The organism is Acinetobacter sp. 25-47-130 (genome assembly GCF_056779705.1).
Map to the genome: position 1 here is coordinate 86712 of NZ_JBWYII010000001.1, position 25885 is coordinate 112596.

Below are 25885 nucleotides of genomic sequence, written 5' to 3' on the forward strand. Positions count from 1 at the left end.
TATAATTTTCGGCTGAGTTTTAGAATTTAGCTCCATAGATTTTGGGCTAATTTTTTGCAAGATTGATTATATAAATCGAGCAGTTTCTTCAAGCTGTTTGTAATAAGGAGTATGCATGAGCGTATCGGAAATTCGACCGATTGCCATTGAGGATGAACTGAAGAGCTCATATCTCGACTATGCTATGAGTGTCATTGTCTCTCGTGCACTACCAGACGTTAGAGATGGTTTAAAGCCAGTTCATCGCCGTGTTCTTTATGCGATGCATGAGCTTGGAAATGATTATAACAAAGCTTACAAAAAATCAGCGCGTGTCGTTGGTGATGTAATCGGTAAATACCACCCTCATGGTGACTCTGCTGTATACGAAACAATCGTTCGTATGGCACAAGATTTCAGTTTACGTTATCAGTTGGTTGATGGTCAGGGTAACTTCGGCTCTGTTGATGGTGACAGTGCAGCAGCGATGCGTTATACCGAAGTGCGTATGCGTAAATTAACGCATGAACTGTTAGCTGATTTAGAAAAAGATACAGTAGAGTGGGAAGATAACTACGACGGTTCAGAGCGTATCCCACAAGTTATGCCAACTCGTGTGCCAAATTTACTCATTAATGGTGTCACGGGTATTGCTGTAGGTATGGCAACCAATATGGCGCCGCATAATATGACTGAAGTGGTCAATGCGTGCTTAGCCTATGCCAATAATCCGAATATCAGTATTGAAGGATTGATGGAACATATTTCGGGTCCAGACTTTCCTACAGGCGGTATCATTTACGGTAAATCGGGTATTGTTGATGCTTACCGTACTGGTAAAGGTCGTTTATTTATTCGTGGTAAGTATCATTTAGAAGAAGACCAAAAAACAGGTCGTACGACGATTGTATTCACTGAAATTCCATATCAAGTGAACAAAGCAAAAACGATTGAACGTATTGCTGAACTTGTGAAAGAGAAGAAGCTCGAAGGTATTTCAGAGTTACGCGACGAATCTGATAAAGAAGGGATGCGTATTGCAATTGACTTAAAGCGTGGCGAAAACGCTGAAGTAATTGTTAATAATTTATTCCAAAATACTCAGCTTCAAAATTCATTCAGTATTAATATGGTTTGCTTGGATAATGGCCAGCCAAAGCTGATGAATTTAAAAGACATCATTGCTGCTTTCATTCGCCATCGTCAAGAAGTTGTAACACGTCGTACAATGTTCGAATTACGTAAAGCGCGTGAACGTGGTCATATCTTGGAAGGTTTAACGGTTGCTTTAGCAAATATTGATGCCATCATCGAAACCATTAAAACCTCTGCGAATCCGCAAGAAGCACGTGAACGTTTGCAAGCAGGGGAATGGTCTGCAGGTGGTGTAGTTGCTTTATTGGAAAAAGCAGGTTCAGTTTCTGTTCGCCCAGATGAGATTGAGGGTGAAGATCCTAATAAACCGTTTGGATTATCTGGCAATATTTATCGTCTCTCGCCGACTCAAGTGGGTGCAATTTTAGAATTACGTTTGCATCGTTTAACTGGTTTAGAACAAGATAAGCTGCATGCAGAATATTCTGAAATTTTGGCACAAATTGCAGAGTTGACAGCAATTCTTAATGATTTTGAATTGTTGATGAACGTGATTCGTGAAGAGCTTGCACTTATTCTTCAGCAATACGGTGATGAGCGTCGTACTGCGATTGTAGAATCTCGTGTAGATTTCTCTCGTGAGGATTTAATTCCAGAAGAACAAGTTGTTTTAACCGTTTCTCAATCAGGCTATGCGAAAACACAGCCACTTTCTGATTATGCTGCGCAACGTCGTGGTGGGCGTGGTAAATCAGCAACGTCTATGAAAGAAGATGATTACATTCAACATTTGATTGTGACATCTAACCATGCAACAGTTTTATGCTTTACCAATGTCGGCAAAGTCTATCGCTTAAAAGTTTTTGAAGTGCCTCAAGCTTCTCGTGGTGCAAAAGGTCGTCCTATGGTGAACTTATTGCCATTAGATGAAAATGAGACAATTACTGCTATTCTGCCAGTGATTGATGCACCGAAGAAATTTAAAGAACGTCTAGCCGATTTCCGTCAGTTTGTTAAATCTCATCAAGCTCAATTACAGCAAAACGAAATCATTGCTGCACACTATGATGCATTAGAAAAATCATTTGCTGATCTAGCAGATGGTGACGATCTATCGGACGAATTGCGTACACATCTGAAAGAGTTAGGAGTTGAATTATCAACTACAGATCTTGATGATGACGTAGTAGTTGAATTTGCTGAGCTTGCAGAAAACTTACGTAAAAACTTCTATGTCTTTATGGCAACTGAATACGGTACGATCAAGCGAGTTGAACTTGAGCAGTTCTCTAATGTACGTTCAAATGGTTTACGTGCAATCGAGTTAGCTGGAGATGACCGTTTAATTGGTGTTGCGATTACTGACGGTGAACAACAAATTATGTTGTTCTCGAATGAAGGTAAAGCGATTCGATTTGCAGAAACTGATGTACGTGCAATGGGTCGTTCTGCGAAAGGTGTACGTGGTATGCGTGTCACCATTGGATTGGCTCAAGCGGAAGAAATTGAAGACAATGATGTAGATTCAGAAGATGAAGATACGGATTCTAATTTCTTAAGCCGTATTGTTTCATTAGTTGTTGTCCCGGCAACAGGTGAAGTGCTATGTGCTTCAGCTAATGGTTACGGTAAGCGTACGCCAGTGGATGACTTCCCGACCAAGAAACGTGGTGGTAAAGGCGTCATTGCGATCAAGACATCTGATCGTAATGGTGAGCTGGTTGGTGCCGTAGCGATCGATGTCAGTAAAGAAGTCATGCTGATTTCTGATGGTGGTACGCTAGTACGTACTCGTGCATCTGAAATTGCTCAGACGGGTCGTAATGCACAAGGTGTACGTTTAATCCGCTTAGGTGAAAACGAGACATTGGTTGGTGTTGAAGCGATTGAAGCTGTTGAGGAAGATGATTTTATAGAATCAGTTGAAGGTGAAGAGGCTTCAATTGAATCTAATGAATCAGTAGATACTCAAGAAATTGATACGACTGATAGCGATGAAAAATCTACAGATGAATAATTTGTAGGAATTAAAAAAGGACGCTGAAGCGTCCTTTTTTAATTAACAATAGTCTAAAAAAGAATTTTAATTAAAAATGAAACTCAAATTTAATTATAGCTTGCTGATTGTAATAGCACTGTTTATAACAGCATGTAGTGAACCCTTTCATTTCAGCTGAATGAAGGAGAGAGGGGAATCTGAGGAATATTGTTCATAAACAAAACATTCAGCTGTAAATACTGATGCGCTTTATGATGCAGTTCGAGATAAAAATAATGAAATGGTTGTTGAAATTGTAGATCAAGATATAAAAGATGGATTTTTATTACACAGTCATTTTAAAAGAGTCAGTTATGAATGGTATGGTGAGATGTTTTAATTGTTCGCATGAAATGAAAGACAATACAACGAAATAGTCATAATAAATTTTGTCAGATTGAGAGCTGTTGTAGTGAGCGATTTAAACTTACTAACTACGGTGTCTCTCAAAATATAGTAAACATAAATCTCTGATAAATGTAGAGCTTATTGAAAAAATAGCTTTAGTGTGAAAACAAGATTGAAATTATTTAAGTTGAATATACTGCAAGCTATGGTTATCTGTGGTTAAATGCCATCATTTTATTGTGTTTCACTCTGAAAGGAAAAATCATGCGCGCGTACAACTTCTGTGCTGGTCCTGCTGCATTACCTACTGCTGTATTGGAAAAAGCTCAAGCTGAGATGCTTGATTGGCAGGGTAAGGGCCTATCAATCATGGAAATGAGTCACCGTAGTTCAGACTACGTCGCTGTTGCTAAAAAAGCAGAAGCAGACTTACGCAAGTTGATGAATATTCCTAACAACTACAAAGTGCTTTTTTTACAGGGTGGGGCTTCTCTACAATTTTCTGCGATTCCATTGAATCTATTAGGGAAAAATAACAAAGCAGATTATATCCATACCGGCATTTGGTCTGAAAAAGCTTTAAAAGAAGCAAAACGTTATGGCGAAATTAACGTGATCGAAGCTGGCATTAAAGATGTAGATGGTAATCTTGCAATTTCTGATGAAAGTACATGGAATTTATCTGCTGATGCTGCCTATGTTCATTATGCAGATAACGAAACGATTGGTGGTATTCAATTTAAAAATATCCCAACTACGGATAAACCACTGGTTGCAGATTTATCTTCTAGTATTTTGTCGGCACCAATTGATGTTTCAAAATTCGGTCTTATTTACGCGGGTGCGCAAAAAAATATCGGTCCTGCTGGTTTAACATTGGTAATCATTCGCGATGATTTATTAGACCAAGCAAAAGAAGAAATTCCGAGCATTTTGAAGTATTCAGCGCAAGCGAAGAACGATTCTATGGTGAATACACCGTCTACTTATGCTTGGTATTTATCAGGCTTAGTATTTGAATGGTTGCTTGAACAGGGTGGTGTAGAGGCAATTCATCAAGTGAACCAACAAAAAGCAGAATTGTTGTATGGTTATATTGATTCAAGTGACTTCTATGCAAATCCAATTGCAAAAGAATATCGTTCAATCATGAATGTACCATTTACATTGGCGAAGCCTGAACTTGAAAAGCAATTCCTGAAAGAAGCAGAGGAAAATAATTTATTAAATCTTGCAGGACATCGTTCAGTAGGTGGTATGCGTGCGAGTATTTACAATGCAGTGCCACTTGAGGGTGTACAAGCTCTTGTGAAATTTATGGATGATTTTGCGAAGCGTAATGCTTAAAATCAGTTCGTAAAAAAGCCTGTCATATGACAGGCTTTTTTATGTGTCTAAAACGTAGATGAAAGTAATCAACGCTAATTTATTAAAATGCTGGAATAAGATTGGTAAAGTGGAAAATAAAAGCAGCGAGGAAAACACCTAAGAAAAAGAAACAGTAAGCACCCTTGTCTACACGAATACGAGGGCGTGCTTGTTCCATTAAGCCTGTTGATTGTTCCGGTATAATTTTCATCTAGGAGCCTAAATATTACTTTATAGTTAAATCCTATTTATTTGATGTATTTTTAGCATAAATATTCGCCTGAATCCATATATTTCCACGAATATATTGACCAATTTCGAAATTTTTATAATTCTCATCCTTAGTCGCGATACGAATAAGTGTAGCAGGTTGGTTTTCTTCCAAAATAAGTGTTACATCATAAAGTTGATAAAATTGATTGTTGAACTGCATTTGGGTCTTCCCAACCACTTTTCCTTGGAACCAGGCCTCATCTTCCTGACCCATGGTTTCACCGTACAAGTAAGCCACCATTTTCGAAAAATCGACCGTTACAGGTTCTTTATCGGCATCTGATTTAGGTTCCCAAACATCGATCAGCTGCTGTAAATTATCTGGCGCTACACCATTGTGTTCACTCAAAATTTCATTTAAAGCACGATGGTGTTTAATTGAAGCTGGATCATCCACAACAATTTGTTCTTGATCAGCAACTTTTTCTAGCTCATAAGCCCACGCATTTAATTGGACTTTATAAGATTGATTTTTTTGGTATTGAATTTGATTCACGCTGTATAAGCTATCAAAAGCATAAACCACACTATTATCACTAACTTTTAATTGTAACACTGCTTGCGTGTTGGACTTACATGTAATGATGCGTTCAATCGTCGCGTTCAACGTATAAGGACTATCAAAAGTAGGGAAGGCTGTTTTGACTGCTTTAGGTTTATTGTCTTCTACAGCAATGACTTGAACCAATTGGATAGGTTGTTGTTTAGGTCCTTGAATTAGCCAAACATTCGGATCCATATCTTGTTCTTCAGCACAAATTCCCATCGGCATGACAGGTGCATTTAGTGCTTCACTCAACCATTTTGGAACCTGAACAGTCGGATCATCAGTTAACAGCGCCCAATGTTCTACATGGCTACCAAAGCTTTGATCTTCTATCGTAATAATTTCAGGTTTGTTTTGATTGTTCATATGCTCATTCTAAGATTGAGTGAATTACTTTATGTAATATCGAGGATAATTGATATTTTTCAAGTCTGGAATTGTTTTTTCTTTATGCAATCCAAAAGTTTAACGCGGCATAAATGAAAAAAAGAGCACCTAAGTGCTCTAAAGCAATCATGAGTTAGAACTTAAATGTAACATCTGCAATGAATTGACGACCGATTTCAGACTTCAATGTATTGCTGCTATCAGAAATGTTTTGACTGGTGTAATTATTGTGATGGTTCGTCAAATTATTGATCGTTAAACCAAATATTGCTTTTAAATCTTTGTTGATTTGCATGTCATATGTGCCTCGGAGGTCCCATGTGAAGCGAGGGTCGATACGTTCAGTACCGTAAACTTCTAAACCATCTTTGTTGGGTTCTTTAAACTTATAAGTGTCTTTGTAAGATGATTTATAACTTAAAAAGTTGCTAATTTTAATCGGTGTATTTAAGAAATTAATATCCCAGATTACTCGAGTCGTCCAAGGTTGTGCATAGTTCTTAACAGGTCGTTCATTAAATTTAATGAGTTTACCATTATAAATTACTTCACGATCTTCTGCTGTAGTTTGACTATTTATATTGAATGCATCGACATAGGTATTGTAGTTCTTTTTTATTTCATTGTAGTCAAAAGCTAATCCAAAGTTGTGCTCACTATTTTTCAACTTCAGTGGGTGAATGTTATTGATTGCTAGGGTGTAGATGTCAGCGGTAGACTTCCCTATATTACTATAGCTAAAATAATCAATCGTGTTTTTAGTTCCTTTAACGACGTAACGGCTTTTGGTAATTTCATCTTTAGTATCGCGATTGATCCACTTGAGTCCAATATTCCAGTTTTTTATTTGACCATTCATACCAAAAACAATTTCGTCACTATATGGTGTGTCGAGTTCAGAGCGACGAATGTTGAGATTCGAAATTAGAATATCTGATAACCCAGTTTGAACCCAATCTTCTTGTGGGCTATTTGTACGTTTTAAATTGTATTCGAGGTGTGCAACCTCATCTCGCAATTCAGTATTCAATGTATAGTTTGAATAGTAGCGATTCCAACCAGTTGTGAAGCTCAATAGTTCTGATTGGAATGGGCTGTATTTGAATGAAGTACGAGGAGCGAGATTGAAATTTTTTGATAGGGTTTCATAGTCAGCACGTAAACCTAAACGAGCAGAAAATTTATCCCATAACATTTGATTTTCAGCAAATAAATACACACTATTTTGATCAATATGAGTTGACCCTTTTTTATAATATTTACCATTACTTAAGAACTGACCTTGATCATTATTTTCGGCAGATGGTAAGTCGCATAGAATATCTTCAGCTAAACAAGTGTATTGAGCTGATTTAGAAAAAACTTTTGGTTGATTGTACATATAAGAGTCATTAAGGCGTTCCCAAGCTGCACTTGTATGTGAGTAACCTAAGCCAAAACTAATATTATGTATGGCATTTGCCCAATTTTTAGGGTCAAAGACATTTTTAACGCTATATGAAAACACATTTTGTGATAGTTCAATATCACTGCTGGTTGCACCTTGTCCGGGATTGTTACTCCAGTTTTTGGTCGGTGTTTCTTTCCAAATAATACCTAAATTACTGTCATTTTTGCGAGCATTGCTCATGGTTTGGTAGCTTATATTTTGAGTCAGTGACGAATTATCAAATTTAGATGTGAGTTCACCAAATAGGGTAACCGTTTCAGTATGAGTAACACTGCCTGAATCTAAGCGCTTTGCAACATAGTTCGTACTGTCTAAATTGCCATAATCAAAGCCAAACTTAAATTTATTTTGAGGCGAAGGTGTATAGAACACGGTTGCACCAGTGTTGATGTTATGTCTTTTATTTTCCTGTTTTGTATCAATTGCTAGGCCGCTCAATACTGGTATTAATGAATGACGCGTAGAACCATATAGATTGACCCCCAAATTTTCCGATAGTTTACTGTAAATATTTGCGCTGATACCTTGTTTAGTAAAGTCTTTTTGATTGGTTAAGGTCGGTTCTTGGAACTCATCTTGTTCTTCTTCATTCGCATAATGATATTTCGTCCAATTACTGCTGGTATAATCATATGTTAAAGAACCATGAATTTTACCAATCTCTGTATTAGGGGCACAGGTTTCGGCACGAATAACTCCCCCTGTAAATTCACCATATTCTGCAGAAATATTGCTATCTAATACCTTAAGACTACAGATTAAATCCGTATTAATTGCAATGCCTTGAGAACTGTCTGATAGTTTTCCATCATACGAGTCCCCACTTCCCATTGGATCAACGTTATTTGTAGAATTTACACCATTGATCATAAATTTATTACGGTAAGTTTGTGCGCCATTGATAGAGATTTCGGATGGTTTTAATTCAGCTTGTGATCCTGCAGCACGATAGTCATTACTAAATTGCACATTAGGATTTACTCTTAAAAAATCAGTAATGTTCTTAGAACTATTGGGTGTCTTGTCTAAGTCATCCTTCGTATAAAGGGTTTTTCCAACTTCTTGTTGCTCAGTTGCATTCGTTACAATTGTATTGAGTTTGATTGAATCATCATTAGCTGTTGAATTTATTTCTGTTTCATTTGCACAAACTGTAGTTGAGAGAATCGTAAGAATGGCTAAATTTAATTTTGAGCGTACAAATGACATGATTTAACATTGAGAGAATAAAAACGATAGCGATTATCATTTAATAATAATTATTTCACAATATTAATGAGAATAATTATCAATACTATATTCCGATTAACATAATATAAAAAAGCGATAGTTAAAAATTGGAACAAAAAGCCCCAATACTTTTCAATTAAGATCAATCCACAGGATGATCAAGATTTCTAAAATATTGGGGTATTTAAAGATTTTTACTCTGAAACGAGTGTTTCAAGTAAATGGGGCGCTAATTTATTTAAAATATAGCAGAATAATTCAGCTGTTTTCTGTGTGTCATACAAAGCAGAGTGGGCTTCTTTACCATCAAACTCGATGCCAGCTTGAATACATGATTTAGCCAAAACAGTTTGTCCGAACATCACAGCACTCAAAGTCACCGTATCAAAAACCGAGAAACTATGAAATGGATTTTGATTCTTAGTTCCAGTACGTGCAATTGCCGCTTTTAAAAAACCAAGATCAAAATGAGCATTGTGTCCAACTAGCACAGCATGTGTGCATTGTTGTTGTTTGCGTACCTCATTAATTGCTTTGAACATACGTTTAAGTGCAGACTTTTCATCTTCTGCCATCGCTACACGCATTGGATTAAAAGGATCAATGCCAATGAAGTCGAGTGAGCGACGATCTAAATTTGCACCTTCAAATGGATTGATGTGTGCATGATGCGATTGACCAGGTACAAACTTTCCAGATTCGTCGTAAATGATTGGAATACATGCTATTTCAAGCAATGCATCGGTATCCGCATTAAAACCAGCTGTTTCCACGTCAACAACCACGGGTAGGAACCCGCGGAAGCGTTGACCGATGACAGGTAATGTTTCAGTGGTCACACTTTTCTCCATTGAATTGTTTTACCTGCATAAAGAGGAATGATCTGTTCGCCATCTAAATATTCAAGGCTTTCAGGAATCACTTGATCTTCTTTGATCAATGTAATGGTTTCAGTATTACGAGGTAAACCATAGAAATCCGCACCAAAGAATGAAGCGAAACCTTCAAGACGTTCAATTTTACCTACCTGATCGAATGCTTGAGCATACAATTCAATTGCAGTTGGAGCGCTATAGCATCCCGCACATCCACAGGCATTTTCTTTCGCATTTTTAGAATGCGGAGCGCTGTCAGTACCTAAGAAAAATTTAGGGTTGCCACTTGTTGCGACTTCTAACAAAGTTTGCTGATGTGTCTGGCGTTTTAAAATTGGCAAACAATAGAAATGCGGTTTAACACCACCAACCAACATGTCATTGCGATTGAATAACAAATGTTGTGGTGTAATCGTCGCTGCCACATTGCGATCTTGCTCAAGTACAAAATGTGCAGCTTCGCTTGTGGTGATATGTTCTAAAACTAATTTCAATTTTGGAAATTGTTTAAGCAGCGGTGCTAAAACTTCATCTAAGAAACGTTTTTCACGATCGAAAATATCAACATGATGATGTGTTACTTCGCCGTGGAGTAAGAGAGGAACCTGATGTTCTTCAAGTTGTTCAATGACGCTATACACTTTACGTATATCACTAACGCCATTATCAGAATTTGTGGTTGCTCCAGCAGGGTAAAGCTTAATTGCATTTACATATGGAGAGTTTTTAATTTTTTGTACTTCTTCAGGAGAAGTATGATCCGTAAAGTAGAGCACCATACGAGGATCGAATTTTACATTTTCAGGAACATGCGCCATGATTCTTTCACGATAAGCATGTGCTTCTTCCACAGTTTTTACAGGTGGAACTGTATTCGGCATACAGATTGCGCGATGAAATTGCTTCGCCAAATCAGGAACAGTACGTTGAAGTGCTAAACCATCTCTTAAATGAGCGTGCCAATCATCTGGCTGGATTAAAGTGATCGTATTCAAGGCAAGTCTTACTGAAAAAATAACATAGATGATAATCGATATTGCTTGAAATTGATAACGACAAAAGCCGATAAAAGGGGTTTTACATCTATTTGTGCTGATTAATATGGAAATGAGGCATACGTTAGATGAATGAGTCATTATCCATCTAGGGAACAACGATAGATTTTCAGGTCCAAATAAAAAACCGCGCTCAAAGCGCGGTTTTTTTAGGACTAAACTAAATTTTAGTTTTTGTCTTTAAGTTGTGGAACAGCAGAACCTGTACCTACAGCAAGTAAACCTGCACCAGTATAGATTCCTAACTTAGCGCGAGTATCTGTAATGTCTAGGTTACGCATGGTTAATTGACCAATACGATCCATTGGAGTAAATACAGAATCACCTTTTTCCATGGTTAAGCGTTCAGCTTCATAGGTAAGGTTTTCAGATTCAGTGTTCATGATCGTATAGTCATTACCACGACGAAGTTCTAAAGTCACAGTACCTGTGATTGCTTTAGCAACCCAACGTTGCGCAGTTTCACGAAGCATAAGCGCTTGAGAGTCGAACCAACGACCTTGGTAAAGTAAACGACCTAAACGTAAACCGTTGATGCGGTACTGTTCAATGGTATCTTCGTTATGAATACCAGTCACAAGACGTTCGTAAGCAATATGCAGAAGCGCCATACCCGGAGCTTCATAAATACCACGAGATTTCGCTTCGATGATACGGTTTTCGATTTGGTCAGACATACCTAGACCATGACGACCACCGATACGGTTCGCTTCAAGAATTAACTCAACTGGATCTTCGATACGTTGACCGTTAAGAGCAACAGGGAAGCCTTCTTCAAATGTGATTGAAACTTCTTCAGGTGCGATTTCAACGTCTTCTTTCCAGAATGCAACACCCATAATCGGTTCAACGATTTTGATACCAGCATCAAGATACTCAAGATCTTTCGCTTCGTGAGTTGCACCAAGCATGTTTGAATCTGTTGAGTATGCTTTTTCTTTTGACATTTTATAGTCAAAACCATTGTCGATGAGGAACTGTGACATTTCTGCACGGCCACCAAGTTCATCGATAAATGTTTGGTCTAACCAAGGTTTGTAAATTTTAAGTGCTGGGTTCGTTAATAGACCATAACGGTAGAAACGCTCAATGTCGTTACCTTTATAAGTAGATCCGTCACCCCAAATGTTGACGTCATCTTCTTTCATCGCAGTAACAAGCATTGTACCTGTGACTGCACGACCAAGTGGCGTTGTATTGAAGTAAGGTACACCACCTGTAGAGATATGGAATGCGCCACATTGAATTGCTGCAATACCTTCTAATGCAAGTTGTAAACGGCAATCCACTAAGCGTGCTTTAACAGCGCCATAAGCTTCAGCTTTCTTTGGAATAGCATCGTAATCATCTTCATCTGGCTGACCTAAGTTTGCTGTATACGCATAAGGTTCAGCACCTTTTTGCTTCATCCACAATAAAGCAGCAGAAGTATCAAGACCACCAGAGAAGGCAATACCAACTTTTTTGCCTACAGGTACATTCTGTAAGATAGTTGCATTATCAGACATTGTTCATCCTAACGATAGAATATAGGCACCTAGAAAATTGGTAACCTGAAAAATATATTTCTTCAATTGTAGCACTTTTCATTGGTAATTTTTTTTAAAAAAAGATACGTGGTGCAAAAATATTAGAATAAGTAGCAATATTTCGTCGAAACTCAGAAGTAATAGGTAGTGCTTAATCTAATTCATGATTTCTTCTTGAAAATAATACAGCGCATTTATGAAGATTTTTATGCATTAATTTATTTTATTGCAATTTTTCAAAGCGAACTTAGTGAAAAATATTTTATTGTAAGTGATTGAATATTAATATCTAATTTCATAGTTGGTAATTTATTATAGAAAAAGACAAAAAATTGCCATAAACAGTTATGAAAAAAGAAGTATAGTTTTATGCAACAAGTTGCAAAGCCCATAAAATAAGGAATTGCCATGACAACTCGCTATGCAAATATATTAAAACCTCTTGATCTTGGTTTCACTACCTTAAAAAATCGTGTCGTGATGGGATCGATGCATACCGGTCTAGAAGATCGTTTTTATAACTATCCTAAATTAGCAGCATATTTTGGTGAGCGTGCTAAAGGGGGCGTAGGTCTCATCATTACAGGGGGTATTTCCCCTAACCGTCAGGGCTGGCTGCTTCCAGCTGGTGGCACAATGAATACCTTAGGTGATGTTGCCCCACACCGATTAGTGACACATGCAGTTCATAAACATGGTGCAAAAATTTTAATGCAAATTTTGCATTCAGGGCGTTATGGTTATCAACCATTTGTGGTTTCTGCAAGCCCAATAAAATCGCCGATCTCACCATTTAAACCACGTCAGATGTCAGAAAAACAAATTCTGGATACGATTCAAGATTATGCGGCTACAGCAAGTATCGCGAAAAAAGCTGGCTATGATGGTGTCGAAATCATGGGATCAGAAGGCTATTTGCTGAACCAATTTATGAGTCGTCATGTCAATCAGCGTACAGACCAATGGGGCGGGGAAATAGAAAACCGTATGCGCTTTGCAGTTGAAATTGTTAAGGCAATTCGCGCGAAAGTTGGCGAAAAATTTATCATTTGTTTCCGTTTATCTATGCTCGATTTAGTTCACGACGGTAATACAATGAATGAAGTGATCACCGTTGCTAAAGCGCTAGAAGAAGCGGGTATCACATTATTGAATACAGGTATTGGTTGGCATGAAGCTCGTGTGCCAACAATTGTAACCTCTGTTCCTCGTGCGGCATTTGTAGATTATACCGCAGAGGTGAAAAAACATGTGTCTGTGCCTGTGATTGCATCCAACCGAATCAATATGCCTGAAACTGCCGAAGCTATTTTGGCTGAAGGTAAAGCCGACATGATTCAAATGGCTCGACCATTATTGGCAGATGCTTTCTGGGTGAATAAAACGGCAACTAATCGTGTTGATGAAATCAATACGTGTATTGCGTGTAATCAGGCTTGTTTGGATCATACTTTCAAAAATAAACGTGCCACATGTTTAGTGAATCCACGTGCAGCCTATGAAACTGAACTGGTTTATTTAAAAACCAAGAAGCCAAAAAAAGTAGCTGTTGTGGGTGGTGGTGTAGCTGGAATGTCGGCAGCGACCGTTGCTGCCAGTCGTGGTCATCTAGTTACTTTATTTGAAGCCACTAATGATGTAGGGGGACAATTCAACTTAGCGAAAGTTGTTCCTGGGAAAGAAGAGTTTCACGAAACCATTCGCTATTTTAAAGTCCAAATTGAGCGTACTGGGGTTGAACTTCGTTTAAATACTAAAGTTAATCGTGAACAGCTTGAGCGTGAAGGCTTTGATGAAGTGATTGTTGCGACAGGCGTTGTACCACGTGCATTGAAGATTGAAGGAAGTGATGCACCACAAGTTTTATCTTATGCAGAAGTATTAAGAGGTGCGCCTGTGGGTCAAAAGGTAGCAGTAATTGGTGCTGGTGGTATCGGATTTGATGTGTCAGAGTTTTTATTAAAACCTGAACATCAGCCACAGCCACAACCTTTGGCAGAATGGAAACGTGAGTGGGGAGTTGATCCTGATGTTCAGTATGTTTCTGAAGGTGGTTTACAACCTGCTGAAGTGGATCATCCAGTTCGCGAAATATATTTATTGCAACGTAAGACAACGCCTTTGGGTATAGGATTAGGTAAAACCTCTGGTTGGGTTCATCGCGCCCAATTAAAAAAACACCATGTGAAAATGTTGCGTGGCGTTCAATATAAATCAGTGAGTGATGAAGGTCTGTGGATCGAAGTTGGTGGGAATGATCAATTATTACGAGTCGATACTGTCGTTGTTTGTGCAGGGCAAGAATCTGTTAAAGAGATTATGCCATCAGAGATTGAAACAACTTTAGCGAAATATCACATTATTGGTGGTGCAAAGCTTGCTGCTGAGCTTGACGCTAAGCGTGCGATTCGTGAAGGTGCTGAAATTGCAGCCAAAATTTAATAAATTTGAATCATTTGGTGAAACTATATTCACTTGAATGGTTTGATTGTAATTTTTACTTGTCATGATATGAAAAGCTTCGTATTATGGCGCACATGGAAGCGTGGCAGAGCGGTTTAATGCACCGGTCTTGAAAACCGACGAGGGTGTGAGTCCTCCGTGAGTTCGAATCTCACCGCTTCCGCCAAATTCAAAAGCCCTGACAGATGTCAGGGCTTTTTTTTATTCTATATATTCAAGCTTTTTATTCGAGTGTTTAATCACCAAACTTATTTGGGATGACCAGTAACCTTTTTTTGTGTTGATCATCTTCAACCAGTCTGACTTCAGCATCTAAGTTATAGAGTTGATGAACTAATTGCTTTGTTAAAACATCTTCTGATTTTCCTTGTGCAATGATTTGACCATCTTTCATGGCAACTAGAAAATCGGCACAGCGTGCAGCAGTGGCTAATTCATGTAGAACCATCACTATGGTTTTACCTTGTGAGGCTAGAGAGCGGACTAAATTTAAAATATCGGCTTGATGACCGATATCGAGCATACTGATTGGTTCATCTAAAAGAATTAAAGGAGTTTGTTGTGCGAGTACCATTGCGATCCATGCACGTTGACGTTGACCTCCTGATAGATTGCTTAAATTTTGATTTTTTAATTCGCTTAAATGGGTCGCAGACAAAGCGTCATCAATCGCTTTTTGGTCTTCGATGTTCAGTCGTTTAAACCAACCTTGATGTGGAAAACGACCGAAGCGTACTAACTGTTCAACTGTCATGCCGTTGGGTGCAGTTACATGCTGTGGAAGTAATGCAAGTTGTTTAGCGAGCAACTTTTTACTGAGTATATTCAGTTGATTTTTTTCCCAAATGACTTCGCCTTGATCATATGGATGAATTTGAGCAATACATTTTAACAAGGTCGATTTTCCACAGCCATTTGGACCAATGAGGACGATGACTTGACCCTGCTGAAATTCAGCATTGATACCCTTCAAAACTTGATGATGATTATATCCAGCACTTAATTGATTGATGATTAAACTCATGTACGACTCATACTTCTAGAATGACGATATAACAACCACAACAACAGTGGACCACCAACCATGCCGCTAATAATGCCTGCGGGAATTTCGACAGGGGCAAGCAAATTTTTTCCAAGTAAATCGGCACATAAAACCATTAATGCACCAATACACATGGTTGGAAAAATCGGAAATAAATGATGAGGAAATGATTTAAATGCGATGATTGGTGCGGCAATAGCCACGAATCCAATGGGGCCTGCAATACTGACAGCGGTCCCAGCGAGAAAGGAAGCAATAATAATGAGCATCAGTCTAATTTTAGATAAGGGTTCTCCTAGACTATCAATGACAGAATCAGGGAGAACCATTGCACTAAATAGTCGCCGCCACAGCACAATAATACTGACAAGCAGTATGATAAAAATCGAAGTTGGTAGCAAGATGTTGTAGCTTCGAGCAATTAAACTACCACTACTAAAAATTAAAATATTACTGGTGTGCATTACTGGCAGTGTCGCAAGGATAAGGTCAAAACTGGCTTTCATGAGTGTTGCAATTCCGACCCCGATGACCAAAATACGATACCCCTGTGTTCCCACGCCGCCTGAAGCAATTAAAATAAAGAAAACACAGAAGATCGCGCCCATCAATGCTTGCCACCATTGACCTAACATACTAGCGCTTGAGAGGAGAATGGTGAATGCCAAAGCAAGCACTGCACTGTCACTGATACCAAAAACATCTGGGCTCGCAAGAGGGTTTTTGGTGATAATTTGAAGAATGAGACCAGATAAGGCGAGTGCAGCGCCAATCAATAAGGCTGCCAAAAGTCGTGGTAATCTAATCTTTTCAACGAGAAGTTGATGTGGAGCTGACGCATTGCCTGTCAATACATTCCATAGCGTATTCAAATTTAATGTGATTTCACCGTACATCAGGCTAAATAAACTGAGTGATATCAGTAGAATCGCAATGATTATCCAAGCCTTTATTACTGATTTTTGTTTTAAACGACTCAACAGAGAAAACATATTATTTCTCCGCTTGAATAATATTTTGTAGGTTATTTTGACGCACCATCCATATTAAAATAGGCGCACCTAATAAGGCTAAAAGAATACTGACAGGGGCTTCGAAAGGTTGCACGACTGCACGTGCAATGATATCCGCGATCAGCAACAACAACATGCCAAATAGTCCGCTATAGATGAGTTGTTTCTGAATACTATGAGCACCAATAGCTCGTGCAAAGTAAGGTGCAATCAAGCCTAAAAAGGCAATTGGTCCTGTTAATGCAACGGCACTTCCAGTTAATAAAACCACAGCTAAAATGCATAATGCATCAAGTAGTTTCGTATTTAAGCCTAAGCTATTCGCCAGTTGATCACCAACTAAGCTAAGGCCCAGGGGGCGTATCACCAATATAGCGATGATGAGTCCGATCGCCATTAAAATTAGTGCAAGACCGAGATATTGAATATCAACGCGATTGAGCGAACCTAAAACCCAAAAACGATAGTCATCTAAACCATTTTGGAAACTCAGAAGAATGGCAGCCATAAAACCTTGGAATGTACTGGTGATTGCCAGTCCAGCCAAGACTAAACGTGTAAGTGAGCTTTGATCTGTCATTTGACGAGGGGTGATGGCAAAGACCAATAAGGCACTCACTAATGCACCAATCAGCGCCCAAAAAAATAGTCCTATGGTATCCATTTGAAGAACAATGGCCAAAACAATGGCAAGAGATGCGCCACTATTAATTCCGATTAATCCACTATCAGCCAAAGGGTTTTTAAGCAAGTTTTGAAGGATGACGCCTGAGATCGCTAAAGCTAATCCGACACTCACCGCCGCAATAGTACGTGGAATTCTAATTTCCAATAGGGGAGTGATTGGTTCTAACGACCATTGACTTAGTGCCTGAAGAATAAGTTGCAAACTGTCTGTAAAGTAGGGCTGACCAGCGCCGTACGCGATCGACAAAACAGCGCAACAAAAAATAATTAAGCTAAGCACGATTCCCATCAGCGGGAATCGATCAAGTACAGTTGTAGCATTCTTCAGCATGTTAATTATGGAAATGCTTCAATACATCATCAATGGCATGTCGAGCAGCATGTGGTCCACCTATGCCAGTCCACATAGATGCATCCACCACGAAATAATGTTTGTTTTTTGCAGCATTAAGACGTTGGAATTCTGGTAATTTTTCTAGTTCGGCCAGCTGCTTATCTGCGTTTAGATGGCTGCCAATGATGAGCCAGTCTGCATCAATTTGATCAAAACGTTCACGACTGATTGGGGGCGTATGGCTTGCACCTGGTTGTTGCTGATGTTGAGGTCGTGTTAAGCCAATATCTTTTAAAATTTGGCTCGCAAATGAATCATTTAACATATACACAGGTCCATTGGCTGTCCAACGAATGACACTGACTGATTGACCTTGTTGAGCATGCAATTTCTGTTGAGCTTCTTGCGCATATTGATCGTACGCTTCTAGAGCTTTTTGGGCTTGTTGTTCTTTGTTTAATAAATGAGCTACCTTTTTGAAACTGTCTTTCCATGGCTCTCCGCGTGCAAAACTGACTGCAGTGGGTGCAATCTGCTGCAATTGATTAATCATTTGTGTATCAATCATGCTTCCAGCAATAATTAAGTCAGGTTGTAACGTGAGAATTTGTTCCATGCTCGGTTGTCCAAAGTTACCGACGGAGGCGATTTGTTGTGTTTCATTTTTGAGGTAATCTGGAAAATTACTTTGACCTCGAACATAACTACTGCCTATAGGTTTTATTCCAAGCGCAATAGCACTATCCAAATCAAGTTCACTTAAAACCACAACACGTTGTGGCTGTACAGGAATTGTGACTTGACGACCTAAAGCATCTTCAATTTGTCGTGTAGTATTTATTTGAGATTCAACCGTCGCTTTACTGTCTCGTGAAGAAGGTTCATTCGACTGAGAGCATGCTGTGAAGAGAGTGATAGCACTCAACATAATTGCAATTTTATATTTCATATCTTTCTACATATTTCATTAAAATAATTCTATTCACTTATTCAATGGCATCCATGACTTGATGGCGTTCCTCATGATAAGCCTCTTCGTTGTGACCTTGCTTCCAATAAGGCACAGCATATAAATTGCTCTTGGGTAGCTGGAAGTTATGTCTCAGTATTTTACGAAGTTCAACCACCGTTGAATTTTCACCTGCCAGTGATACTGAAATATCTTTATTTTTCCAGTCTAAGTTTTGCAAAAAATCACGGATGTTATTATTCAATTCATGAGGGCCCTTGCACCAATGAACCTTAATGTGTTCAGGCTTATTCAGATGTATTTGGTCTGAATCATCTTCGATCTCGATCCAAACTTCACCATGAGCGTCTTTTGGTAATTGTTCAAGTGAGGCAGCGATCATCGGGATTGCTGAAAGATCTCCAACAAAAATCCAATATTCTGCATCGATTTTAAAACGTGCTGGTCCTCCTGGACCGGCTAGACCTAACAGATCACCTGGACTCGCATGCTTTGCCCAATCAGCCGCTATACCAAAATCTTCATGTCTTACAAAATCGATGACTAAAAGTTGCTGTTCTTCATCGAAATCTCGAACAGTATATGTTCGCGTAATTGGTTTCTTTCCATTTGGCCACGTAATTTTGCCTAAAGAATTTCGAAACGGGAGGTCAGGTGCTTGTTGATCAGGGTTCGGAAAAAACAATTTGATGTGCGCACCACCATCACATTTTGCATAACCTGTGAAATCTTCACTTTTAAACCTAATACGCTGTAAATGAGTGGAAATTTGTTCTGTTGAATGGACAGAAATATGTCGAGCTAGAGGAGGAGATTGTGTCGTCATTATTTAATCTTCTGTACTTATCAATGGAGTGAAGATCGTCGATACAGTAATACGTGCGTCAGTCGACAGATTTGAATGGTTATTAATCTAAATCAAACAAATTAAATTTGCAAATGATAATCATTATATTTAATAATCTTTTTGTGCCAAAGTGTAATCACAAAATATGAAGGTTAGGATATTTTGTAAAGCTTTGATTTTATAATGAAAATTAAATATATGCGGTTGTCTTATGCAAATCAATGAATCCCATGATCTATTAACTCGTGCACAACACAGTATGTGGAAAGGACATCATTATCATGGCAGTTATCCTTTTCATACGGCGGAGTGGTTGGTGATTGAGGGACCATTAGATCGAGAGCTTTTTCAAAAAGCAGTTTATCTCACACTAAAGGAAGCTAAATCGCTTCATTGGCGAGCTTTAGTTCAGGGCGAACACGTCTATCGAGTAGATGATGTGACGATACGGAAACCTAGCTTCGTTGATTTATCTCAGCTTGATGAGGAGGAAATTTTAGCGTGGGCTGAAAAAGAAGTAGAACCAGCATTTAATTTAGAATCGGGTCATTTATATGACTATGTGTTTGCACACTTAGGTGAGCAAAAGTATGGATTATTTTTTAAAGCGCATCACGTTGCATTAGATGGCTACGCTTACGGACTGATGATTAGCCGATTTATTGATTATTATCAATCTCTCAAAAATGGTACTGAATTAAAAATTAAAGGGTTCGATCATTATGAAAAGTTTATTGTAGAAGAACAGCACTACCTTCACTCTGAAAAAGCTAAAAAAGATTTGGACTTTTGGAAGGCTAATTTTTCGTATGAGAAAGCCCCTAAGAAACGACTTAAACGAAAATTAAAAGAACCATTTTCACAAGGGCCACGTTATGAAGAGGTAATTGATTGGCCTACACAGCTACAATTAAATGCATTAGCAACTGAATTAAAATTGCCCAGTGCTCTTATCGTTATGGCGGTGATGATGAGTTATTTAATGAAACAGTCTAAAGATCCTCAACAATGCTTTGGGGTACCTTTTATGTCTCGGTTGGGTACTTCATCTATGCGTATTCCGTGCTTAGTCATGAATATCCTGCCATTAAGGTTGGGCATTACTGGACAGGAAAACTTAAAAGAAATCATTTTATTATTAACGAAAAGGTTTGCCGAAATTCGACCGCATCAGCAAAGCTATTTTGAGCAAATGCGATTTGTATTAGAAGATTTTGATCCCTATGAAAATATCTTATTTGGACCTATTGTGAATTGGATTCCTTATCCTTTACCTGAACATTTCGAAGGGTGTAAGTTAACAAAAACAACCATATCCGCTGGCCCAATTGAAGACTTTGATACCGCGATTACCAATAAGTTTGTTAATGGTATTGAGCGTTTGTATCTCGCTGTTGACGGACATAAAGAACTTTATGATGTGCCGAGTCTCAAAGCTTATTGGTATGATTTTATGGAGATGATGAAAACTTGGTTAGCTCAACCAGAACTTGTTTTTGAACAACTTCAAATTCACAAACCACTGCCAGAATAGTCTGGCAGTTTATCCTTTGAATGAGGCAATAGGGCTGTTACACGCCTAGAGTTGCTCCACCATCAACCACTAATTCGTGCATTGTGATTTGGCCTGCTTGCTCTGAAAGTAAAAACATCACGGCATTGGCAATATCTTCAGCCTCAGCAATCTTTTGCAATGGAATACCATTTCGGAATTGTTCTAGATTTCCGTTGACAATGCCTGCTGGAGGGCGATCCTCAGTCCATAGTTGTTTTTGCATTTGTGTAAGGGTTGAGCCAGGTAAAACTAAGTTACAGCGAATATTGTGAGGCGCGAGTTCCAACGCAAGATTTTTAAAATAGTGACTTACTGTAGCTTTGGTCGTTGCATACAAACCCATATTCATTCTTGGAATGAGGGCTGCATTTGAACTGATGCTCACAATCGCACCTTCTCTTTGCGGAATCATTTGGTGAGCGACCCAACGACTAAGTTCGGCAGGACCAATGAAATTTATCGACAAATTTTCATGCCATTGTTCAACAGATGTATTTAATAAAGATCCCATTTCTAAGACTCCTACAGCATTCACTAAACCCGTGATCGTGCCTTTAAAAAGTATAGAATTTTCAATGTGCTGAATAATCTCATTGGTCTTACGAATGTCACAGCTGATGTGGTCTAGATGGTTGAGTGATGCTTCAGGAATTAATTTAAAAAGTTCCCATTGATTGATGTCATCGATCCGATCAATTGCAATGACTTGATGATCCTTCTGCAATAGTTGACGACAAATTTCAGCGCCAATTCCTCTAGCTGCACCCGTCACGATATATAAACCCATTTAAGTATCCTTTAATTTTATTAACAAATTGAAACGATAATCATTTTCAATTGGGAATAATAATTATTATATTGGTTGCGTTCAACTCCTAGAGGTTGTCCTTTTGTGAATGTTGAAAGTTTGATGCACGCAGTGCGAACAGATAATCGTGAGAACAAATATGTTGCCAATAGAACCGTCAGTTTTTCAAAATATGATAGGCATAAAAAAGGAAGAGTTAATTGAGGAAGATCAACCTGGCTTCGTGTTCGCAACGCCAACGGGGACCATTTCAAGTAAAAAGTTAATTGAACATATCGAATTTGATCGAGCTTCTCATTTAAATTTTAATCAGCAGCAAGCACAGTGGCTCGAACAAGCAAAATCTACACTACAAAAAAAAATCGAATTAACAGCGAATAAAGATCTTATTTTGGTCGGGAGCTTGCCTTTTGATCATCGAGATTTACCAGAAATCTCGATTGCGGAAGCAAAAAACACATTTGTAAATGAGCGCATTGATCATTCGGCTCAGTCTTTTCTTGATGATCAAGTGCAAGCGACTCTCATCCCAGCACAAGAGGAATACATTGCTGGAGTCGTCAAATTGGTTGAATTGATGAGGTCATCACCGCTAGAAAAAGCAGTGTTGGCTCGGGCAATTGATCTTAAAACCCAACACAAAATTAATATTATTGATTTATTTTACCAGTTGTTGGCCTCTAATCCTGATGGCTACACATTTGCATTGGCCCAAAACCCAAAACAATCTGGTTGGTTTATGGGGGCAAGTCCAGAACTTCTCGTTGCGAAGCAAAATGAATATTTGTTTAGCCATCCAGTTGCAGGAACATTAGCACGTCATTCAGATCCAACACTGGATCAACAACAAGCTGAAAAATTGCTTGCTTCGCAAAAAGATCAGCATGAACACGCCGTGGTCATCGAAGCCATTGCAGATCAACTCTCTCCCTTGTGCAAAATGCTCAATATCCCAAAATCACCTTCACTGATTAAAACAGAGGCGGTTTGGCACTTGGCGACCAAAATTCAGGGAACGTTGAAAGATCCAGAGCAACATATCTTTGATGTGGTCTCAATTTTACATCCAACGCCAGCAGTCTGTGGACAACCAGCCCCTATGGCTCGCCAGTTGATTTCGGAACTAGAGCCTTTTAAACGTAACCTATTCGCAGGAACTATGGGGTGGTGTGATGCCCGAGGGAATGGTGCTTGGGCAGTGAATGTACGTTGTGGGCGTATCTTTGACCATTATGCGCGTCTTTATGCGGGTGCAGGAATTGTTGAAGCTTCACAGCCGAACAGTGAACTGTCAGAAACCATCGTGAAATTTAAAACGATGTTAAATGCATTGGGTTTAGATTCTCAGCACTTAAATCATGGGGAATAAAATGAATGCAAATGTAAATGACGAGTCTTTGCTCTGGGATGGCATCGTGCCATACCCAGAAGATTTCGTAGAACGGTACATTCAAAAGGGATATTGGAAAGGTCAAACCATTTCTGAATTTTTTCAAGAATCAGCCCAGAAATTTGCCAATCAGGTGGCATTGATTTGTGGTGATCGCCAGTATTCTTATCAAGAGCTGAATCAAAATATTGAACAATTTGCAGTCTTCTTGACTAAACAAGGCTATGGGCTGGCAGATGCTATTGTGATTCAAATGCCAAATATAGCAGAGTTTTTTATTGCTTATTTTGCAGCTTTGCGGATAGGGATGCGACCAGTGATGAGTTTACCAGCACACCGTCATGCCGAAGTAAGTCATTTTATTCAGCAAACAGATGCTAAATTGTATATCTGTGCAGATAAGCATCAAGGCTTTGATTACAGATCCTTAGCGCAAGAGTGCCAGCGCAGATGTCCGACTTTACAGCAAGTGATTGTCGTTGGTGATGCAGGCGATTTTGATCCTTGGCCGAATCTTGCATCGTTTAAAAATCATATGGTTTCAAAGCCCAAAATAACGGCTCGCCATGTGGCTTTTTTTCAACTTTCAGGGGGCAGTACTGGCACACCGAAACTTATACCAAGAACACATGATGACTATTTGTATAGTGTTCGTGCCAGTGCAGATATTTGTGAACTTGATACAGAAAGCCGTATGCTTATGGTGCTTCCAGTAGCACATAATTTCAGTATGAGTTCGGCTGGTTCATTGGGGCTATTTTATGCAGGTGGAACACTTATTTTAGCGAAAGATCCTTCTCCCCAAACTGTATTTCCACTCATTGAATCGCACAATATCACGCATGTTGCTCTTGTCCCTGCATTAGCAGCAACATGGGCTGAAGCTGTTCAAAATGGCGCAACAAATATTTTTAAAAAATTAACGGCCTTACAGGTCGGTGGAGCAAGGTTGCCAGATGCTTTAGCTGAAAAGTTGATTGATCAATACCAATGCCGATTACAACAAGTATTTGGTATGGCAGAAGGCTTGGTGAATTACACGCGTTACGATGATCCGAAAGAAGTCATTATAGGTACCCAAGGTTCCCGTATAAGTCCAGATGATGAAATAAAAATCGTCGATGAGGAGGATCACGAGCTGCCATTGGGTGAGGTGGGGCATCTTTTAACTCGCGGCCCTTATACCATTAGAGGTTATTATCGGGCTTCAGAACATAATCGAAGTGCTTTTACCTTAGATGGATTTTATCGCACTGGTGATTTAGTTCGATTAACGCCAGAAGGCAATATTATTGTTGAAGGGCGAAGTAAGGAACAAATTAATCGTGGCGGTGAAAAAATCGCGACGGAAGAAGTCGAACAGGTTTTAAATCAACACCAACAAATCATCTTGTCCGCCTTGGTTGCACAACCAGATCCAATGTTAGGAGAAAAAAGTTGTGCATTTATTCAATGGCGACCTAACAACCAAGATGCATCAGAAACAAGGCTGAAAATGCAAATTAGACAATTCGTTCAAGCATACGGTCTGGCGACCTATAAGATCCCAGATCGCATCGAATTTATTGAAGAAATGCCTTATACGGCATTGGGCAAAATCGACAAGAAACAACTCAGAAAACGCCTCACCGAAGACACGATTTAACGAAGGAAATAAAATATGGCAATCCCACGTATTGCAAGTTATCCCATGCCATCTGCTCAAGATTTTCCAGTTAACAAAGTTGATTGGACTTTAGATGCGTCACGGTCGGTTTTATTGGTACATGATGTTCAGCAATATTTTTTAGATTTCTATGATCAAACCCAAGCGCCCATTCCGACATTAATCCGAAATTGTAAAGCTCTTATTGATCAGGCACATGCACTAGGAATTCCAGTCTATTACACCGCACAACCTGGAGATCAGACGCCAGAACATCGTCAACTATTAACGGATTTTTGGGGTAAAGGTTTGTCAGCTGATCCAGCATTGACCAAAATTATTGATCCACTTCAACCAAAAAATGAAGACACCGTGCTGACAAAATGGCGCTATAGCGCATTTAAAAAAAGTGATTTTGAGCAGCAAATCAAACAAGCCAATCGCGATCAATTAGTGATTTGTGGAGTATATGCCCATATTGGTTGCTTATTAACAGCTGCGGAAGCATTTATGCTGGATATTCAAGCGTTTATGGTAGGTGATGCCTTGGCGGATTTTAGCCGAGAAGAACATGATCTTGCACTAAAGTATGCGACTGGGCGCTGTGCAAAAGTCATGGATACTCAGACTGTGATTAACGCCTTAGGTCAGGGGCAATGATCATGAATGAATTAAGCATGCTTGAGTTAAAAAATATGGTCGCACATCAATTGAATTTACCTGTAGATGAAATTCAGCAGGAAGATAATTTATTTATGTTAGGACTTGATTCAGTCAGTCTTATGACGCTGGTTGGATTGCTACGTGAAAAAGGCTTTCAAATTGAATTTCAAGATCTGGTGGAGGAGCCAACGTTGAATGAATGGAGTGATCGTCTTAAATTGAATAGAGATTGATGTAAGACTAATGTGCATACCTTGAGAATCAACACATGCACAATCAACGGCCCTAGCC

Annotated in this window: 20 protein-coding genes and 1 tRNA gene; 9 read left to right on the forward strand and 12 right to left on the reverse strand. The window is 38.9% G+C overall.

Annotated elements, in window-relative coordinates:
* Positions 1-115 precede the first annotated feature (115 nt).
* Both gyrA and serC read left to right on the forward strand, forming a co-directional pair.
* Complete coding sequence (gene gyrA / locus AC1M83_RS00430) at positions 116-3091, forward strand: DNA gyrase subunit A (protein ID WP_481589707.1); 2976 nt, start codon at positions 116-118, stop codon at positions 3089-3091.
* Positions 3092-3724: 633 nt separating this feature from the next.
* Entirely contained in the window at positions 3725-4807 is a 1083-nt protein-coding gene (gene serC, locus AC1M83_RS00435) for a 3-phosphoserine/phosphohydroxythreonine transaminase (RefSeq protein WP_481589708.1), read from the forward strand.
* Positions 4808-4889: 82 nt separating this feature from the next.
* Here the strand turns inward: serC and AC1M83_RS00440 are convergent, their stop codons facing one another.
* The 6 genes from AC1M83_RS00440 to argG all read right to left on the reverse strand — a co-directional run bounded on the left by AC1M83_RS00440 (position 4890) and on the right by argG (position 12153).
* A complete protein-coding gene (locus AC1M83_RS00440; protein ID WP_171076764.1) occupies positions 4890-5039 on the reverse strand; it encodes a hypothetical protein in 150 nt (49 codons plus the stop codon).
* Positions 5040-5072: 33 nt separating this feature from the next.
* Positions 5073-6014, reverse strand: a complete 942-nt coding sequence (locus AC1M83_RS00445) for a hypothetical protein (RefSeq protein WP_481589709.1) — start codon at positions 6012-6014, stop codon at positions 5073-5075.
* Between the two features lie 154 nt (positions 6015-6168).
* Positions 6169-8694, reverse strand: coding sequence for a TonB-dependent receptor plug domain-containing protein (locus AC1M83_RS00450; protein ID WP_481589710.1), 2526 nt, complete (start codon positions 8692-8694; stop codon positions 6169-6171).
* A gap of 215 nt (positions 8695-8909) precedes the next feature.
* A complete protein-coding gene (gene rnt, locus AC1M83_RS00455) occupies positions 8910-9566 on the reverse strand; it encodes a ribonuclease T (RefSeq protein ID WP_481589711.1) in 657 nt (218 codons plus the stop codon).
* Entirely contained in the window at positions 9551-10585 is a 1035-nt protein-coding gene (pyrC, locus tag AC1M83_RS00460) for a dihydroorotase (protein ID WP_035266516.1), read from the reverse strand. The genes rnt and pyrC overlap by 16 nt, the downstream gene beginning before the upstream one ends.
* A 227-nt stretch (positions 10586-10812) precedes the next feature.
* Entirely contained in the window at positions 10813-12153 is a 1341-nt protein-coding gene (argG, locus tag AC1M83_RS00465; protein WP_092765981.1) for an argininosuccinate synthase, read from the reverse strand.
* A gap of 429 nt (positions 12154-12582) precedes the next feature.
* On the opposite strand from argG, the gene AC1M83_RS00470 reads away from it, so the two are divergent.
* Both AC1M83_RS00470 and AC1M83_RS00475 read left to right on the forward strand, forming a co-directional pair.
* The gene (locus AC1M83_RS00470) at positions 12583-14616 is read left to right on the forward strand and encodes an oxidoreductase (protein WP_481589712.1); all 2034 of its coding nucleotides are present in this window, start codon (positions 12583-12585) and stop codon (positions 14614-14616) included.
* Positions 14617-14713: 97 nt separating this feature from the next.
* A tRNA-Ser gene (locus AC1M83_RS00475) sits at positions 14714-14803 on the forward strand.
* Positions 14804-14872: 69 nt separating this feature from the next.
* Here the strand turns inward: AC1M83_RS00475 and AC1M83_RS00480 are convergent.
* Genes AC1M83_RS00480 through AC1M83_RS00500 form a run of 5 tightly spaced genes read right to left on the reverse strand, consistent with a single transcriptional unit; the run spans position 14873 to position 19512 of the window.
* Positions 14873-15661, reverse strand: coding sequence for an ABC transporter ATP-binding protein (locus AC1M83_RS00480; protein ID WP_092765983.1), 789 nt, complete (start codon positions 15659-15661; stop codon positions 14873-14875).
* Positions 15658-16674: a FecCD family ABC transporter permease gene (locus tag AC1M83_RS00485; RefSeq protein WP_481589713.1), complete on the reverse strand. Its 1017-nt coding sequence runs from the start codon at positions 16672-16674 to the stop codon at positions 15658-15660. The genes AC1M83_RS00480 and AC1M83_RS00485 overlap by 4 nt, the downstream gene beginning before the upstream one ends.
* A 1-nt stretch (position 16675) precedes the next feature.
* The gene (locus tag AC1M83_RS00490) at positions 16676-17713 is read right to left on the reverse strand and encodes a FecCD family ABC transporter permease (protein WP_481589714.1); all 1038 of its coding nucleotides are present in this window, start codon (positions 17711-17713) and stop codon (positions 16676-16678) included.
* Position 17714: 1 nt separating this feature from the next.
* Complete coding sequence (locus AC1M83_RS00495) at positions 17715-18665, reverse strand: ABC transporter substrate-binding protein (RefSeq protein ID WP_481589715.1); 951 nt, start codon at positions 18663-18665, stop codon at positions 17715-17717.
* Between the two features lie 37 nt (positions 18666-18702).
* A complete protein-coding gene (locus tag AC1M83_RS00500; protein WP_481589716.1) occupies positions 18703-19512 on the reverse strand; it encodes a siderophore-interacting protein in 810 nt (269 codons plus the stop codon).
* A gap of 232 nt (positions 19513-19744) precedes the next feature.
* Here AC1M83_RS00500 and AC1M83_RS00505 point away from each other — a divergent pair, with 232 nt between their 5' ends.
* The gene (locus AC1M83_RS00505; RefSeq protein WP_481588513.1) at positions 19745-21067 is read left to right on the forward strand and encodes a condensation domain-containing protein; all 1323 of its coding nucleotides are present in this window, start codon (positions 19745-19747) and stop codon (positions 21065-21067) included.
* Positions 21068-21104: 37 nt separating this feature from the next.
* On the opposite strand, the gene AC1M83_RS00510 is transcribed toward AC1M83_RS00505, so the two are convergent.
* The gene (locus AC1M83_RS00510) at positions 21105-21875 is read right to left on the reverse strand and encodes an SDR family oxidoreductase (RefSeq protein ID WP_481589717.1); all 771 of its coding nucleotides are present in this window, start codon (positions 21873-21875) and stop codon (positions 21105-21107) included.
* A 160-nt stretch (positions 21876-22035) separates the two neighbouring features.
* On the opposite strand from AC1M83_RS00510, the gene AC1M83_RS00515 reads away from it, so the two are divergent.
* Genes AC1M83_RS00515 through AC1M83_RS00530 form a run of 4 tightly spaced genes read left to right on the forward strand, consistent with a single transcriptional unit; the run spans position 22036 to position 25827 of the window.
* Entirely contained in the window at positions 22036-23265 is a 1230-nt protein-coding gene (locus AC1M83_RS00515) for an isochorismate synthase (protein WP_481589718.1), read from the forward strand.
* A gap of 1 nt (position 23266) precedes the next feature.
* Positions 23267-24931, forward strand: coding sequence for a (2,3-dihydroxybenzoyl)adenylate synthase (locus tag AC1M83_RS00520; RefSeq protein WP_481589719.1), 1665 nt, complete (start codon positions 23267-23269; stop codon positions 24929-24931).
* Between the two features lie 15 nt (positions 24932-24946).
* Positions 24947-25591, forward strand: a complete 645-nt coding sequence (locus AC1M83_RS00525) for an isochorismatase family protein (protein ID WP_179998458.1) — start codon at positions 24947-24949, stop codon at positions 25589-25591.
* A gap of 2 nt (positions 25592-25593) precedes the next feature.
* Positions 25594-25827, forward strand: coding sequence for a phosphopantetheine-binding protein (locus AC1M83_RS00530; protein ID WP_228133240.1), 234 nt, complete (start codon positions 25594-25596; stop codon positions 25825-25827).
* Positions 25828-25885 lie beyond the last annotated feature (58 nt).

What these genes read in the sequence shown, in the direction of transcription:
- gyrA (WP_481589707.1), top strand. Translation starts at nt 116, where the DNA reads ATGAGCGTATCGGAAATTCGACCGATTGCCATTGAGGATGAACTGAAG.
- rnt (WP_481589711.1), bottom strand. Translation starts at nt 9,566, where the DNA reads ATGGAGAAAAGTGTGACCACTGAAACATTACCTGTCATCGGTCAACGC.
- AC1M83_RS00520 (WP_481589719.1), top strand. Translation starts at nt 23,267, where the DNA reads ATGAATGCAAATGTAAATGACGAGTCTTTGCTCTGGGATGGCATCGTG.
- AC1M83_RS00480 (WP_092765983.1), bottom strand. Translation starts at nt 15,661, where the DNA reads ATGAGTTTAATCATCAATCAATTAAGTGCTGGATATAATCATCATCAA.
- argG (WP_092765981.1), bottom strand. Translation starts at nt 12,153, where the DNA reads ATGTCTGATAATGCAACTATCTTACAGAATGTACCTGTAGGCAAAAAA.
- AC1M83_RS00470 (WP_481589712.1), top strand. Translation starts at nt 12,583, where the DNA reads ATGACAACTCGCTATGCAAATATATTAAAACCTCTTGATCTTGGTTTC.
- AC1M83_RS00450 (WP_481589710.1), bottom strand. Translation starts at nt 8,694, where the DNA reads ATGTCATTTGTACGCTCAAAATTAAATTTAGCCATTCTTACGATTCTC.
- AC1M83_RS00510 (WP_481589717.1), bottom strand. Translation starts at nt 21,875, where the DNA reads ATGGGTTTATATATCGTGACGGGTGCAGCTAGAGGAATTGGCGCTGAA.
- AC1M83_RS00515 (WP_481589718.1), top strand. Translation starts at nt 22,036, where the DNA reads ATGTTGCCAATAGAACCGTCAGTTTTTCAAAATATGATAGGCATAAAA.
- AC1M83_RS00445 (WP_481589709.1), bottom strand. Translation starts at nt 6,014, where the DNA reads ATGAACAATCAAAACAAACCTGAAATTATTACGATAGAAGATCAAAGC.
- AC1M83_RS00485 (WP_481589713.1), bottom strand. Translation starts at nt 16,674, where the DNA reads ATGTTTTCTCTGTTGAGTCGTTTAAAACAAAAATCAGTAATAAAGGCT.
- AC1M83_RS00530 (WP_228133240.1), top strand. Translation starts at nt 25,594, where the DNA reads ATGAATGAATTAAGCATGCTTGAGTTAAAAAATATGGTCGCACATCAA.
- AC1M83_RS00500 (WP_481589716.1), bottom strand. Translation starts at nt 19,512, where the DNA reads ATGACGACACAATCTCCTCCTCTAGCTCGACATATTTCTGTCCATTCA.
- AC1M83_RS00440 (WP_171076764.1), bottom strand. Translation starts at nt 5,039, where the DNA reads ATGAAAATTATACCGGAACAATCAACAGGCTTAATGGAACAAGCACGC.
- serC (WP_481589708.1), top strand. Translation starts at nt 3,725, where the DNA reads ATGCGCGCGTACAACTTCTGTGCTGGTCCTGCTGCATTACCTACTGCT.
- AC1M83_RS00525 (WP_179998458.1), top strand. Translation starts at nt 24,947, where the DNA reads ATGGCAATCCCACGTATTGCAAGTTATCCCATGCCATCTGCTCAAGAT.
- AC1M83_RS00490 (WP_481589714.1), bottom strand. Translation starts at nt 17,713, where the DNA reads ATGCTGAAGAATGCTACAACTGTACTTGATCGATTCCCGCTGATGGGA.
- AC1M83_RS00495 (WP_481589715.1), bottom strand. Translation starts at nt 18,665, where the DNA reads ATGAAATATAAAATTGCAATTATGTTGAGTGCTATCACTCTCTTCACA.
- AC1M83_RS00505 (WP_481588513.1), top strand. Translation starts at nt 19,745, where the DNA reads ATGCAAATCAATGAATCCCATGATCTATTAACTCGTGCACAACACAGT.